The 13,307-nt window shown below is 60.6% G+C and carries 19 protein-coding genes; 7 read left to right on the plus strand and 12 right to left on the minus strand.

Features of this window, described 5'->3' with window-relative positions:
* Positions 1–13 precede the first annotated feature (13 nt).
* Positions 14–436 (plus strand): PA0061/PA0062 family lipoprotein, encoded by a 423-nt coding sequence (locus ACSPX5_RS24285; RefSeq protein WP_207867308.1) that lies wholly within the window; start codon positions 14–16, stop codon positions 434–436.
* Positions 437–476: 40 nt separating this feature from the next.
* Positions 477–896: a PA0061/PA0062 family lipoprotein gene (locus tag ACSPX5_RS24290; protein ID WP_439820399.1), complete on the plus strand. Its 420-nt coding sequence runs from the start codon at positions 477–479 to the stop codon at positions 894–896.
* A 6-nt stretch (positions 897–902) separates the two neighbouring features.
* Here ACSPX5_RS24290 and ACSPX5_RS24295 read toward each other — a convergent pair whose 3' ends face one another.
* Positions 903–1,142 (minus strand): DUF1161 domain-containing protein, encoded by a 240-nt coding sequence (locus ACSPX5_RS24295; protein ID WP_439820400.1) that lies wholly within the window; start codon positions 1,140–1,142, stop codon positions 903–905.
* Positions 1,143–1,244: 102 nt separating this feature from the next.
* Positions 1,245–1,676 (minus strand): OsmC family protein, encoded by a 432-nt coding sequence (locus ACSPX5_RS24300; protein WP_007953923.1) that lies wholly within the window; start codon positions 1,674–1,676, stop codon positions 1,245–1,247.
* A gap of 242 nt (positions 1,677–1,918) precedes the next feature.
* Between ACSPX5_RS24300 and ACSPX5_RS24305 the strand changes: the two genes are divergently transcribed.
* Positions 1,919–2,920: an LLM class flavin-dependent oxidoreductase gene (locus tag ACSPX5_RS24305; protein WP_047297487.1), complete on the plus strand. Its 1,002-nt coding sequence runs from the start codon at positions 1,919–1,921 to the stop codon at positions 2,918–2,920.
* A gap of 63 nt (positions 2,921–2,983) precedes the next feature.
* On the opposite strand, the gene ACSPX5_RS24310 is transcribed toward ACSPX5_RS24305, so the two are convergent.
* The gene (locus tag ACSPX5_RS24310; RefSeq protein ID WP_169428284.1) at positions 2,984–3,208 is read right to left on the minus strand and encodes a DUF1161 domain-containing protein; all 225 of its coding nucleotides are present in this window, start codon (positions 3,206–3,208) and stop codon (positions 2,984–2,986) included.
* Between the two features lie 128 nt (positions 3,209–3,336).
* Entirely contained in the window at positions 3,337–3,552 is a 216-nt protein-coding gene (locus tag ACSPX5_RS24315) for a dodecin (protein ID WP_003220389.1), read from the minus strand.
* Between the two features lie 156 nt (positions 3,553–3,708).
* On the opposite strand from ACSPX5_RS24315, the gene ACSPX5_RS24320 reads away from it, so the two are divergent.
* Positions 3,709–4,035: a DUF883 family protein gene (locus ACSPX5_RS24320; protein WP_007953918.1), complete on the plus strand. Its 327-nt coding sequence runs from the start codon at positions 3,709–3,711 to the stop codon at positions 4,033–4,035.
* Here the strand turns inward: ACSPX5_RS24320 and ACSPX5_RS24325 are convergent.
* On the minus strand, positions 4,008–4,925 hold the full coding sequence (locus ACSPX5_RS24325; protein WP_439820401.1) for a LysR family transcriptional regulator: 918 nt from the start codon (positions 4,923–4,925) through the stop codon (positions 4,008–4,010). The two genes, ACSPX5_RS24320 and ACSPX5_RS24325, sit on opposite strands and share 28 nt — an antisense overlap.
* A gap of 112 nt (positions 4,926–5,037) precedes the next feature.
* On the opposite strand from ACSPX5_RS24325, the gene trpB reads away from it, so the two are divergent.
* From trpB to ACSPX5_RS24340, 3 genes are all read left to right on the plus strand, one after another.
* Entirely contained in the window at positions 5,038–6,270 is a 1,233-nt protein-coding gene (gene trpB / locus ACSPX5_RS24330) for a tryptophan synthase subunit beta (RefSeq protein WP_439820402.1), read from the plus strand.
* Positions 6,270–7,082 carry a tryptophan synthase subunit alpha gene (gene trpA / locus ACSPX5_RS24335; RefSeq protein WP_007953915.1) on the plus strand — a complete coding sequence of 271 codons (813 nt, stop codon included), beginning with the start codon at positions 6,270–6,272 and terminating at the stop codon, positions 7,080–7,082. The genes trpB and trpA overlap by 1 nt, the downstream gene beginning before the upstream one ends.
* A 109-nt stretch (positions 7,083–7,191) precedes the next feature.
* On the plus strand, positions 7,192–7,395 hold the full coding sequence (locus tag ACSPX5_RS24340) for a hypothetical protein (RefSeq protein WP_207867300.1): 204 nt from the start codon (positions 7,192–7,194) through the stop codon (positions 7,393–7,395).
* 68 nt (positions 7,396–7,463) lie between these two features.
* On the opposite strand, the gene ACSPX5_RS24345 is transcribed toward ACSPX5_RS24340, so the two are convergent.
* The 7 genes from ACSPX5_RS24345 to ACSPX5_RS24375 form a co-directional block, all read right to left on the minus strand.
* Positions 7,464–9,425 (minus strand): DUF7844 domain-containing protein, encoded by a 1,962-nt coding sequence (locus ACSPX5_RS24345; RefSeq protein WP_169428287.1) that lies wholly within the window; start codon positions 9,423–9,425, stop codon positions 7,464–7,466.
* A complete protein-coding gene (locus ACSPX5_RS24350; RefSeq protein WP_065260625.1) occupies positions 9,422–9,742 on the minus strand; it encodes a DUF2388 domain-containing protein in 321 nt (106 codons plus the stop codon). The genes ACSPX5_RS24345 and ACSPX5_RS24350 overlap by 4 nt, the downstream gene beginning before the upstream one ends.
* 28 nt (positions 9,743–9,770) lie before the next feature.
* Entirely contained in the window at positions 9,771–10,079 is a 309-nt protein-coding gene (locus tag ACSPX5_RS24355; protein WP_439820403.1) for a DUF2388 domain-containing protein, read from the minus strand.
* Between the two features lie 107 nt (positions 10,080–10,186).
* Positions 10,187–10,504: a DUF2388 domain-containing protein gene (locus ACSPX5_RS24360; RefSeq protein WP_169428289.1), complete on the minus strand. Its 318-nt coding sequence runs from the start codon at positions 10,502–10,504 to the stop codon at positions 10,187–10,189.
* A 135-nt stretch (positions 10,505–10,639) separates the two neighbouring features.
* On the minus strand, positions 10,640–10,885 hold the full coding sequence (locus ACSPX5_RS24365; RefSeq protein WP_439820404.1) for a DUF1127 domain-containing protein: 246 nt from the start codon (positions 10,883–10,885) through the stop codon (positions 10,640–10,642).
* A gap of 221 nt (positions 10,886–11,106) precedes the next feature.
* A complete protein-coding gene (locus ACSPX5_RS24370) occupies positions 11,107–11,322 on the minus strand; it encodes a DUF1127 domain-containing protein (protein WP_003220409.1) in 216 nt (71 codons plus the stop codon).
* Between the two features lie 321 nt (positions 11,323–11,643).
* A complete protein-coding gene (locus ACSPX5_RS24375) occupies positions 11,644–13,137 on the minus strand; it encodes an acetyl-CoA hydrolase/transferase family protein (RefSeq protein WP_169428291.1) in 1,494 nt (497 codons plus the stop codon).
* Between the last annotated feature and the right edge of the window lie 170 nt (positions 13,138–13,307).

Consider the following 13,307-nt stretch of genomic DNA (forward strand, 5'->3'; position numbering starts at 1 on the left):
TTGGAGCTTCGCCATGCGCATCTTGATACTGACGGGAGGCCTGCTGACGCTGGCCGGTTGTGCCGGATTCGGAATGCCCACCCCTGACCCCTCGCAAGCCTGGATCGATCTGGACGCCCGGCAACAGGACACGGCGCTGCAAGCGCTGGAAGTCGACAGGAAGGCCGCCGTCGACAAACGTTACTTTGAAGTTCAGCCCGGCAGTCATGAACTGAAGGTGCGCTACCAGTTTCCAGTGGAGGCGACCAACATCGGCCCGGATGCCGAGCCGCTGTGGCGCGATTGTCAGTTGAGCCTGAAATTCACGGACTTCAACGCCGGCCAGCGCTATCAGCTCCAGGCTGGCTACATCGGTTTCCGGCCGTGGGCCAAGCTCTATGACCAACAGAAAAATGTAGTCGGCCAAGGCAAACCGGCAGGCTGCCAGCGCACCTGATCGGCGTTATGCTGGATGTCCAAGTTCACGGACATTCATCATGCGCAAGTCAATGCTGTTGCTGGTTGCCGGTGTGCTCGCCGGTTGTCAGACGCCGATGCCCCCGGTCGACCCGAACATGGCCTGGGTCGAGTTCTCCACGCCGACCCCCGGCGGGAAACTGCTGATGGCCGAGCGTCTCGACAAGCAGAGCTTGAATGACGGGCGTTTTTTCCAGGTAACGCCCGGCAGCCATGAGTTGCTGGTGCGTTTCGATTTCGAGGCGCCTGGTGGAGGCGGCGGTCTGTTGAACGACCCCGTGGAGCTTCTGTGCTACCTGACCATCCGCTTCGACCATTTCGAAGCGGGTCAGCGTTACGTGTTGGAGGGTCGCTCCCTGATGTTTACTCCCAGTGCCCGGCTGTATAACGCCAAGCGGGAAATCGTCGCTGAGGATCGCGACACCTATTGCGCCATCTAGCGTGAATCAGCTGTCGTTCTTCTGGTAGATGATGGCCTTGGTGCCGTTCTCGCAAGTGCCGACGATCATGGCGACGTCGTGTTTTTCAGCCTCCTCTTTGGACACTATCTCCAGGGTGTAGGAGGGCACGGCATTCGCCTGAATCTTGATTTCGATCTCTTGCTTGAGTTCTTCACAGTCTTTGGGCGCTGCGAAGGCCGACGTTGCCAGCACGCCACAGATAACCGCCAAGGCAAAACGTTTCATGGTTGAAGCTCCATCGAAGCAGCGCGCACGAAGATGCGCGAAAGCTGCTGTCATTTATTCGACCACATTTTTGCCTGGCGGGTTCTGATTCGGCTCAATCCGTCAGCCAACCAGCGACGCGTCGAGACTGATTTTCGCATTCAGCACCTTGGACACCGGGCAACCTTCCTTGGCCTTGTTGCTCAGCTCTTCGAACTGCGCCTGAGTCGCGCCCGGAATCTTCGCCTTGAGAATCAGCTTCACCGCAGTGATCGCGAAACCGCCGTCAACCTGATCAAGGGTGACTTCAGCCTGGGTATCGATGCTGTCGGCCTTCAGCCCGGCGTCGCCGAGGATCATCGAGAATGCCATGGAGAAACAGCCGGCGTGGGCGGCGCCGATCAGTTCTTCCGGGTTGGTGCCCTTGCCGCCCTCGAAGCGGGCCTTGAAGCCGTACGGCGCTTCCCGCAGGACGCCGGTTTCAGTGGAGATCGAGCCGATGCCGGTTTTCAGGTCACCTTCCCAATGCGCGGATGCCTTCTTCACGATAGCCATGTGTGCCTCCTTCAATTCGGGCGCGAACGCCGCGCCGTCGTGGTTTTTGCCTGCAAGGCTTCTGAGGATAGACGCCGGAACAAAGTTCAGCTCATCTGAATCGTTGACTTTTTTAGTAGGAAATTTCGGGTCGGCTATTGAAACTCGGGTATATGCCCTTATTGCACATGACACGCTTATGAATTGGGCAGGTTTGCGTTCGCCAAGAACACACCTGCGCCCTCAATCGGAGATGCAGGTTTATGAAGCAACTGTCCGACGTAAAGTTTTCAACCCTCGATCTGGTGCCAGTGCGCGAAAACGGCAGCCCGGCGCAGTCGCTGCGCAACTCGCTGGACCTGGCGCAGCATGTCGAAAAATTCGGCTACACCCGGTTCTGGGTCGCCGAGCACCACAACATGGACGGCATCGCCAGTTCCGCCACCTCGGTTTTGCTGGGCTATCTGGCCGGCGGCACGTCAACCATTCGCGTCGGCTCCGGTGGCGTGATGCTGCCCAACCACGCGCCGCTGGTGATCGCCGAGCAGTTCGGCACCCTTGAAAGCCTGTATCCGGGGCGGATCGACCTCGGCCTGGGCCGTGCGCCGGGTTCCGATCAGATGACCGCCCGCGCCCTGCGCCGAGAGCGCTCCGGCAGTGCCGACGACTTCCCGGAAGACGTGGCCGAACTGGCGCGGTTCCTCGGCCCGCGTACGCCGGATCAACGTGTGATCGCGATGCCGGGCACCGGCACCAACGTGCCGATCTGGCTGTTGGGTTCCAGCCTGTTCAGTGCGCAACTGGCCGGCGAGCGCGGTTTGCCCTACGCCTTTGCCTCACATTTCGCACCGCGCTTCATGCACGAGGCGATTCGCGTCTACCGCAATCACTTCAAGCCATCGGCGGTGCTCGACAAGCCGTACGTGATGCTCGGCGTGCCGCTGGTGGCCGCCGACACCGACGAGCAGGCCGATTACCTGGCAACCTCGGTGTACCAGCGGATTCTCGCGCTGATGCGTGGGCAAAGTCTGGTGCAGCGTCCGCCGGTGAAAACCATGGACGGCCTGTGGCTGCCACACGAGCGTGAGGCGGTGGGTGATTTCCTCGGTCTGGCGATGGTCGGCAGTCCGCAGAAAATCCGCGCGAAACTCGAAGTGCTGGTGGAACAGACCCAGGCTGACGAACTGATCTTCACCTGCGATCTGTACGAACACGCCGATCGCCTGCATTCCTACGAGCTGCTGGCGCAGGTGATGAAGGGCTGAGGTCTGACATTCAGGCACAAAAAAAGCCGACGCATTGCGTCGGCTTCTGTTTTTCCGGCGTGATCAGCCGCGGGTGTAAACGATCTCTTTGGCGCCGCCTTCGCAGGTGCCGACGACTTTGCCGCCACTGGCCGCACCCTTGTCGACAATCTCCAGCGAATACCCGGAAACGCCCTTGGCATCCAGCTTGGCCGCAATTTCAGCCTTCAGTTCTTCACAGGGCTTGCCGGCAGCAAACGCACCACCCGCAAGGCTCAACAAGCCTACTGCCAATATGAACTTCTTCATCGGTCGCACTCCCTGGTCGGATTAAAAGAGGCGGGCATCAGGTCGTTTACCCGATGCGCTCACCCTGTAGCGCTTTGCCATTCCTATGGCATTCGGCCAGCGCGCAAGTTCAGAAGCGTAGTCCAAACTCAGCTGCTGGCAATCCTGAACCCGACTTTCAGAGTCACTTGAAAGTGGGCAGCCTTGCCGTCCTTGATGTGGCCGCGGGTATCGACTACTTCAAACCATTCCAGATGCTTGATGCTCTTGTTGGCCTCGGCCAGCGCGTTGTTGATGGCGTCTTCGATGCTGCTGGTGGACGAACCGACCAGCTCGACTTTCTTGTAGGTGTGATGGTCACTCATGGCGATCTCCTTGACGTGTGGAATTGAGCCTAGCAGCGATTTGCGCTGTTGATTTCGGTCGCCGGGAGAAACCGGAGTTCAGATTTTCTGCACTTTCCAGAACCCGTGAAGTCCCAAACAACACACGCCACTCATCACCAATGCAGGAGAGCCACCATGGCCAACACCTCGTTACGCAAAGCCTCGTTGCAAAGCATGGAAGCGGAGATCGAGAGTCTGCTCAAGTCGTTGGAGAGCCTGAAGGACGACGCTTCTGACGAGTCGCGCAAGACCCTCAAGGCGCTCAAGGGCAATGCTGAAAGCGCGCTGAAACACTCGCGCAGCCTGCTCAGCGATGCCTACGAAGAAGTCAAAGTCAAAACCCGCGAGACCGGGATCGCCACCCGTGATTACGCGCAGGAACATCCGTGGACGACCGCCGGTGTGGCGGTCGGTGCGTTGGGTCTGCTGGCCGCTTACTTGCTGTTCAAGCGCGGCGAGTGATCCGTCTGGCGCAGCTCGTTCCTGAGCCACTGCGCCAATTGCCGGGCGCGCCCGTCTGCGGCGCGCTTGGGTAGCCACAGCGCCAGTTGCGCCGGGGTTTCACTGAAACCCCACGGCGCGACCAGGCGACCGGCCTTCAAGTCTTCGGTCACCAGCGGTTCCGGCGCGATCGCCACGCCCAGCCCGGCGACGGCCGCTTCCAGCAAATAATACAAATGTTCGAAACCTTGCCCCAGCTTCAATGCCTTGGCGTCGAGGCCGTTTTGCTGCGCCCAGCTCGGCCAGGCTTGCGGCCGTGAGGTCGTGTGCAGCAAGGGTTCGTCGAGCAGGGCGATGGGCGGTGCCGATTGCAGGCGCTGGTAGCCGCTGAACAGCGGGCTCATGACCGGCCCGATGCGCTCGCTGGCCAGCTCATAGACTTGCATGTCTGCCGGCCATGGCGGTTCGGCGAACAGCAGCAATGCATCCAGCCCTGGGCGGCGCGGATCGAGATCACCTTCTCCGGCCGACAGGTGCAGACGCAAGTCCGGCAGATCGGCATTCAGTCGTCCCAGCCGCGGGATGAACCAGCGCGCCAGCAGACTGCCGGAGCAACCAAGCACGAACGGCGCGTCGGCGGTGCTTTGGGTCAGTTCGGCGCAGACGCTGCGCAAGCGGTCGAACGCCTCGCCGCTGGCGTCGCGCAGACGGATGCCGGCATCTGTGAGTTTCAAGCCGCGACCATCCTTGACGAACAGGCTGACGCCCAGGTGCTCTTCAAGCGCCTTGAGCTGGCGACTGACCGCACCGTGCGTTACGTGCAGCTGTTCGGCAGCCTGGCTGACGCTGTTCAGCCGGGCGGTGGCTTCGAAGGCGCGCAGGGCGTTCAGCGGGGGAAGGTCATGGCTCATGATATCTGTGAGTTTTCCTGACAGGTTGTGGCGATCTTATCGGTTTTCAGCCTGGAAGGTCAGGGGTAGAGTGAACGCCATTGTCTTCTCGTGAAATCCGCTGGAGCGAACCATGACCCAGACTTCGAACACCTCCGATCTGCGTAACGGCCCTGACGCCAACGGCCTGTTTGGCTCGTTCGGCGGCCGTTACGTCGCCGAAACCCTGATGCCGTTGATCCTCGACCTGGCCCGCGAATACGAAGCGGCCAAGGAAGATCCGGCGTTCAAAGAAGAATTGGCCTACTTCCAGCGCGACTACGTCGGACGTCCGAGCCCGCTGTATTTCGCCGAGCGCCTGACCGAGTTCTGCGGTGGCGCCAAGATCTACCTCAAGCGCGAAGAGCTGAACCACACCGGCGCGCACAAGATCAACAACTGCATCGGCCAGATCCTGCTGGCGCGACGCATGGGCAAGAAACGCATCATCGCCGAGACCGGCGCCGGCATGCACGGCGTGGCCACCGCCACCGTGGCCGCGCGTTTCGGTCTGGATTGCGTGATCTACATGGGCACCACTGACATCGAACGTCAGCAGGCCAACGTGTTCCGCATGAAGCTGCTGGGCGCCGAAGTGATCCCGGTGGTCGCCGGCACCGGCACCCTGAAAGACGCGATGAACGAAGCACTGCGTGACTGGGTGACCAACGTCGACAGCACCTTCTACCTGATCGGCACTGTGGCCGGACCGCACCCTTATCCAGCCATGGTTCGCGACTTCCAGGCGGTGATCGGCAAGGAAACCCGCGATCAACTGCAAGCCCAGGAAGGTCGTCTGCCGGACAGCCTGGTGGCGTGCATCGGCGGCGGTTCCAACGCCATGGGCCTGTTCCACCCGTTCCTTGATGACAAGAGCGTCGAGATCATCGGTGTCGAAGCCGCCGGTTACGGCATCGAAACCGGCAAACACGCGGCCAGCCTCAACGGCGGCGTACCGGGTGTGTTGCACGGCAACCGCACTTTCCTGCTGCAGGATGACGATGGCCAGATCATCGACGCCCACTCGATTTCCGCCGGCCTCGATTACCCGGGCATTGGCCCGGAGCACGCCTGGTTGCATGACATCGGCCGCGTCCAGTACACCTCGGTGACTGACGACAAAGCCCTTGCTGCGTTCCACCAGTGCTGCCGCCTCGAAGGCATCATCCCGGCACTGGAAAGCGCCCATGCCCTGGCCGAAGTATTCAAACGCGCACCGAAGCTGCCGAAGGATCACCTGATGGTGGTCAACCTGTCCGGCCGCGGCGACAAAGACATGCAGACCGTCATGCACCACATGGAACAATCTAAGCAGGAGAAACACTGATGAGCCGCCTGCAAACCCGCTTTGCCGAACTCAAGGAACAGAACCGCGCAGCCCTGGTGACCTTTGTCACCGCTGGTGACCCGGACTACGACACTTCGCTGGCCATCCTCAAAGGCCTGCCGAAAGCCGGTGCCGATGTGATCGAGCTGGGCATGCCGTTCACCGACCCGATGGCCGACGGCCCGGCGATTCAGCTGGCGAACATCCGTGCCCTGGGCGCCAAGCAGAACCTGATCAAAACCCTGCAAATGGTCCGCGAGTTCCGCAAGGACAACAGCGACACACCGCTGGTGCTGATGGGTTACTTCAACCCGATCCACAAGTTCGGCGTCGAGCGCTTCATCGCCGAAGCCAAAGAGGCCGGCGTTGACGGCCTGATCGTGGTCGACATGCCACCGGAGCACAACTCGGAGCTGTGCGACCCGGCCCAGGCTGCAGGCATCGACTTCATCCGCCTGACCACACCAACCACCGATGACGCACGTCTGCCGAAAGTGTTGAACGGCAGCTCCGGCTTCGTTTACTACGTGTCGGTTGCCGGTGTGACCGGTGCTGGTGCGGCGACGCTGGAGCACGTCGAGGAAGCGGTGGCGCGTCTGCGTCGTCACACCGACCTGCCGATCAGCATCGGTTTCGGTATCCGTACGCCGGAGCAGGCTGCGTCCATCGCGCGTCTGGCCGATGGCGTGGTGGTAGGGTCGGCGCTGATCGATCACATTGCCAACGCGACCACGCCGGATCAGGCCATCGACGGCGTGCTGAGCCTGTGTTCGGCGCTGTCCGAAGGCGTGCGCAAGGCTCGCGTCAGCTGAAGGTAACGTTCCTGATAGAGAGGAATTAGCACCTCGAGGCACAGACTAACGAGGGGTTCAGAACCACGTTCTGAATCCCTTTTTGCTGTTGGTGCGGTGAGGAAACCCCATGAAAATGCCGAAACGTCTGATTGCCGGTCTGGGCGTGCTGATGATCAGCGCGACGCCGCTGCTGGCCAGCGCCGACCCACGCGATGATCACGACCACGGCGGCCCGCAACAGGGTCATTTCGACGATCGCGGTGGCGATATCGTGTTGATTGCAGTCGGTACCGGGATCGTCTACGAAGTTCTGGACGGCGTTCTGTATTGATTGGCAGGCAATAAAAAAGACCGCAGCCTTTCACAGGCTGCGGTCTTCTTTTTTCAGGGCCGTTGTTTTCAGGGCAGTTCCAGGCCGCCCGAGGCTTTGTGCAGTTTGCGCAAATGCTCGCCGATCTGCTTCACGTTGGCTTCGTTGGCGGCAATCTCCGCCGCTCGCTTCGGTTCCAGCAGCGCGCGTACCTCCTTGTCCAGATCACCGCTGAGCACCAGCAGCTGTTTCTGACGCTGGCTGCTTTCGGCTTCCAGTCGACTGAATTCGCTGGGTTGCGGCAGGCCGTAACCACGAGAATCGAGCAATTCTGCCGGGCGACTGAGGAAGCCGCTGTTGGCGAGGATCTGCTGCAACGTGGCGTTGGCCTTGTCCATGCCGCCGTTTTCCAGCTCCCGGGCGCCGAGGTAGCGCTGCTTGACCTCATCCTGGGCCAGCAACAACTGACGACGGAAACTCGCCTGTTCCAACAGCAGCAATGCAGCGCTGGTACGCAGGTCGGCGCGTTCGAACCAGGGCCGTCGCTCCTCGGCAGACAGCGACAGCCATTCCTCGACGCTGGTCTGCTTGATCGGCAGTTGCTTCTTCAGCACCTCGAACATCGCCTGATAACGATCGCGAAACGAATCGAAGCGGTAACCCAGGCGCAAGGCCTCTTTCGCGTTGTCCAGCACGCTGGTATCCGCCAGGCCCCGGCCCTTGAGCACTTCCAGCAGGCCATTGGGCATGATGCTGTCGAGGCCGACCAGTTGCGAATTGTTGCTGCCGCTACGCAGCAGCTTCAGGCTTTCCACCGCGCAGTTGTTGGACAGGAAGAAGTAGTTGCCGTCGTAGCTCCAGTGCATTTCGGCGGCGTGTTCGACCACGTCTTCGATCTCGCTGCGGGACAGGTTCAGCGGCACGGAGGCGAGGCTGCGCAATTCGGTCTTGGTGTATTCGTCGATCACTTGCGCCAGTGGCAGGACAAACAGACGCGACGGGTATTTGCCGACCAGTCCATCCCAACTCGACAGCTGCACATCGCCGACGAATGCGCGGTAGGACAGCACCAGGTGCTGGTCCAGGTCCAGTCGGCAATCCGGCCCGCGAGGCCGGCCCGGGGCGCAGATCACCAGGCGCAGCATGCTGTGCCCCCAGCGGCTGACCCAGTTCTGATTCGCTTCGGCCAGCAGGTAGTCGATGGCGTAGACCCGCTCCGGATCGACCTGCCCCAATGGCTGCTTGGCAAAGTCGTTGCCGGCGTTGAGGAAGGCGAAGGATTTGGCGCAGGTGTCCTTTTCCGGCGGCGCCCAGCCGAAGTGTTCCTTGTAATAGCGATACAGCGCCGGGCGGCGGCAGGCGTAGCTCGGGTCGAGGAGGAAGTACTCCATGTTGACCGCGACGAACTCCTTCGGATTGGAGATTTCGTACAGATCCGGGCTGCGGGCGATTTGCCGGTTGTGCTGTTCACGCTCGCCACGGCGGCCGACGTATTGCTGCCAGCCGGCGAGGTCGAGCAGGCGCGGGTCATCGCTGAGGGTGAAGCGCCGGTCATTCTGGCCACGGCATTCATCCGGCAGGCCGATCAGCCCGGCGCTGTTGTTGCGGCGCGTGCAGCGCTGGATCAGCGTACGTTCGGCGGCCGGCCACAGGCGTGCGCGATCATAAATGTGGGTGATTTCATGCAGTACCGTGGCCAGCAATTCCTGACGCACAGTGCCGTGGGGCCGACTGGTCTTTTGTTTGGCCGCGCTGCCGTCGGTGAGACTGGCGAGCAGTTTGCGGTTCAGGTCCAGTTCGGAGACCAGCGTTGCCTGGCCATAGGCGTTGGCGGGCATGTCGTCGGTCCAGCCGACATCGATGCGTCGATCCAGGCGCTCGATGAAGCTGGGCGGCAGCTTGCGCATCGCTTCATCGAGCAGGGCCTGACTGGCCTGTTGTTGGGCAGGGCTCAGACCGTCGGTCTTGAGCCGCAGTTGCAGGCTGGCGTGAGCGTTACTGCCGATCAGCAGCAGCGCCCCGGCCAGCAGCCAGGCGCTGAGTGACTTCACAATGCGAGGATGGCTTCGGCGAGTACCTGATCACTGGCGTCGCGGGCTTCCGGCACGCGGGTGCGCAAGGTGTTGAGGGCGGCTTCCAGATGCGCACCACGGATATCACCGTTGCTGGCGACGAAGCTGGCGGCGTCGTCGTGGGCTTCGCGGATGATTTTCGAATCGCGGATCGATGTGGTGGTGTCGGAGGTGAAATCGATGGTGCGCTGGGAGGCACGAACGATGATGTTACTGGTGGCTACCAGGGTGTGCGCCTGGGCCATATCGGCCAACAACAGCAGGCCAAGGGCGGCAGCAATCAGCGGGCTACGCATGGAACGACTCCGGAGGGGGCAAGAATAACTATTGGACGAGAATTACCTGTGCCAGTTCAAGGTCGCTTACATGAAGTTTTGGCCGGGATTTACGCAGGTAATGCAACGCGGATTCCAGCTGGGCGCCTCGCAACTGGCCGTCACTGGCAACGAATGCCGCGGCATCGTCGTGGGCGGCGAGCAACAGTTTACGGTCGAAAGGCGCGGAAGACACCATGCTGGTGGCGTAACCGCTGACAACGGTGTTTTGCGTCGAGACGTCAAAGGCATCGACTGACGTCGCCCAGCAGGACGTGAACAGAACGGATGGGATGAGCAGATTTGAAAGAAAACGCATGAGTCTCGGGTGCTGTTAGTGAGCCCCAAGGCTAGCGCAATGCCCGGGCCAGAGCCAGCGGCGAAACATCGGGACACGACGGGCGTGTCCCTTCACGCAACGTCGGATCAGATCGCCAGGATGGCTTGCGCCAGTTGTGCATCGGTCGCATTCAGTTGCGGAGCCTGATGGCGGATAAGGTCCAGGGCGCTCTCCAGTTTCACGCCGCGGATCTGGCCTTCGCTGGCAACGAAGCTGGCAGCGTCGTCACGGGCAGCGATCACGACTTTGTTGTCACGCAGCGAAGAGCTGACGTCGGAAGTCGCGTCCGAAGAGGACTTCAGGGCGCCAACAACGGCGTCGGTGGTCACGATGAAGCTGGAGGCGCTGGCATTGGCTGCCACGGCCAGCAGGGCGGCAGCACTGAGCAGGCGAAGACGGGACATGGTGTAACTCCTCTGGAAGTTTCGTATTGAGAGGTGGCTTGGTGTCTGGGAAGTCAGACGCCAGTCGCACGGCATTCGCCACGTTCTGCCCGGATATTAGGCCTGTGTGGGAGGTTTCGCACAGAGGGCAAAATGCTAGCGCCAGAAAGGTTTTTCCAGTTCGTTGAGTCGATCCGTGTGGCTCAGGCCGAGATCGGCGAGCTCCCGTCCATCGAGTTGAGCCAGCAGACGCCGTGTCCTGGCGCGCTCCAGACCCTGCCGGAAACCTCTGAATAGCCGCCGTAGGCGACCGAAACGAAGACAACGATCGGCCGTAACTGCTGAAACATCCTGTATGTGATTCATGACGTCTTCCTTATTCCAGTGGAGGCGGAAGGTCATGTTGAGCCGAATGCGGTGAGCACGGCAGATACACCGCGGCAAAATTGTACTGGTTCAGTTGTGGTTATATTAGAACTGTACCTGTCTGCGGTACACGCTCCTGTACCGGATGTTTTCCTGGCCCAAAACGACAAGACCCGTCGCGGTTTCCCGCGACGGGTCTTGTGTGTTCAATTCGGGTTGCTGGCGGTGGGTCTAACGACCAGAGCCAGCGACGCTACTTAGCGCCAGAACGGCTTGCTCAGCTCTTCGTAGCGTTGTGCTTCGCTGATACCGGCGTCAGCCAGCAGACGCGAATCCAGACGAGCCAGTTGGTGGCGGCTGGAGATGCGGCGCTGCCACAACATCAGGTTGGCGATAACGCGCAGAGGCAGGGAAGCCTGGGTTTTTGCAGCTTTGTCTTCGAAGAACAGTTCGGAACTGAGTGTACGTTCCATGGTTGACATCCTTCCGCTTGTGGCGGGATTAGGTAGTGGTTTAACTGGTGCCCATGATCCTCTCGTTTGGCCAGACTCTCTAGATACAGTTCACTTGTATTGTGAGTGACCAGTTAACTGTTTATAGGGGGTGTACGGGTCAAAATTGCGCAAACTGTACCTGTCTGCGCATTTTTGGTGCATTTTTACCCAATAGGAAGGCTTGAGCAGGCAAAAGCCGTAGGAAAAGACCGGTACAGAAGTACAGTTTTTGATGAGATCGAAGATTTTAAAAATCCCGCTGGCAAAACTGTGTTTGTGCCAGCGGGAAATCTGTGCGGATTACACAGCCAGCATGCGTCCGGTTTCTTCCAGATTGATGTGCCAGCTCAGTGCATCGCGCAGGATGTGCGGGGTGTGGCCGCCGATGGCACAGGCTTTATCGAAATAGTCGTTCAGCGCCTGGCGGTAATCCGGGTGCACACAGTTATCGATGATGACCCGGGCGCGTTCCCGTGGCGCCAGGCCGCGCAGGTCGGCCAGGCCTACCTCGGTCACCAGGATGTCGACGTCATGCTCGGTATGGTCGACGTGGCTGACCATTGGCACCACGCTGGAAATCGCGCCGCCCTTGGCAATCGACTTGGTCACGAACACCGCCAGGTGTGCGTTGCGCGCGAAGTCGCCGGAGCCGCCGATGCCGTTCATCATCCGCGTGCCGCAGACGTGGGTGGAGTTGACGTTGCCATAGATGTCGAATTCGAGCGCCGTGTTGATACCGATGATGCCCAGGCGCCGCACCACCTCCGGATGGTTGGAGATTTCCTGTGGACGCAGTACCAGCTTGTCCTTGTACTTCTCCAGGTTGCCGAACACGTCGCTGTTGCGCCGTTCCGACAGGGTGATCGAGCTGCCCGAGGCGAAACTCAGCTTGCCCGCATCGATCAGGTCGAAGGTCGAGTCCTGCAGCACTTCGGAGTACATAGTCAGGTCTTCGAACGGCGAGTCGATCAGTCCGCACATTACCGCATTGGCGATGTTACCGATCCCGGCCTGCAACGGGCCGAGCTTATTGGTCATGCGTCCGGCATCGACTTCCTGCTTGAGGAAGGTGATCAAGTGATCGGCGATGGCCTTGGTGTCGACATCCGGCGACGACACGGTAGACGGCGAATCCGGCTGCTGGGTGATGACGACCGCGACGATCTTCTCTGGCGGGATCGGGATCGCGGTGCTGCCGATGCGGTCGTCGACTTTTACCAGCGGGATCGGTGTGCGGGTCGGGCGGTAAGTCGGGATGTAGATGTCATGCAGACCTTCGAGGTTCGCGTTGTGCGCCAGGTTGATCTCGACGATTACGTGTTTGGCGAAGATCGCGAAGCTCGCCGAGTTGCCCACCGAAGTGGTCGGCACGATGTGGCCCTGTTCGGTGATGGCCACGGCTTCGATCACGGCGATGTCCGGCAGCTTCAGTTGCTGGTTGCGCAGTTGCTCGACGGTTTCCGACAGGTGCTGGTCGATAAACATCACTTCGCCGGCGTTGATTGCCTTGCGCAGGGTGCTGTCGACCTGGAACGGCATGCGCCGCGACAGCACGCCGGCCTCGGTCAGTTGCTTGTCGAGATCATTGCCCAGGCTGGCACCGGTCATCAGGCTGATCTTCAGCGGCGTGACCTTGGCTCGCTCGGCCAATGCATGGGGAACGGCCTTGGCTTCGCCGGCGCGGGTGAAGCCGCTCATGCCGACGGTCATGCCGTCCTCAATCAGCGCAGCGGCGTCGGCGGCGCTCATCACTTTATCCAACAACGAAGGCAGGCGAATACGGTCACGGTACATGGATTATTTTCTCGGGCAGCGAGTAGCAGGATGCGCAGTCTAGTGAATTTCGCGAGCGCCTGTCCCGCTACCAAGGTCGCAAACGAGGCGTCTATTCAGCGGGTTTCAAGTAAAACACCGTTACCGGATCTGCAACAACGCGGCAAATTGTCCGACGGTTTGCGCAAACA

It is taken from the genome of Pseudomonas sp. HLG18, assembly GCF_051903985.1.
GTDB classification, from domain to species: Bacteria; Pseudomonadota; Gammaproteobacteria; order Pseudomonadales; family Pseudomonadaceae; genus Aquipseudomonas; species Aquipseudomonas fluorescens_BT.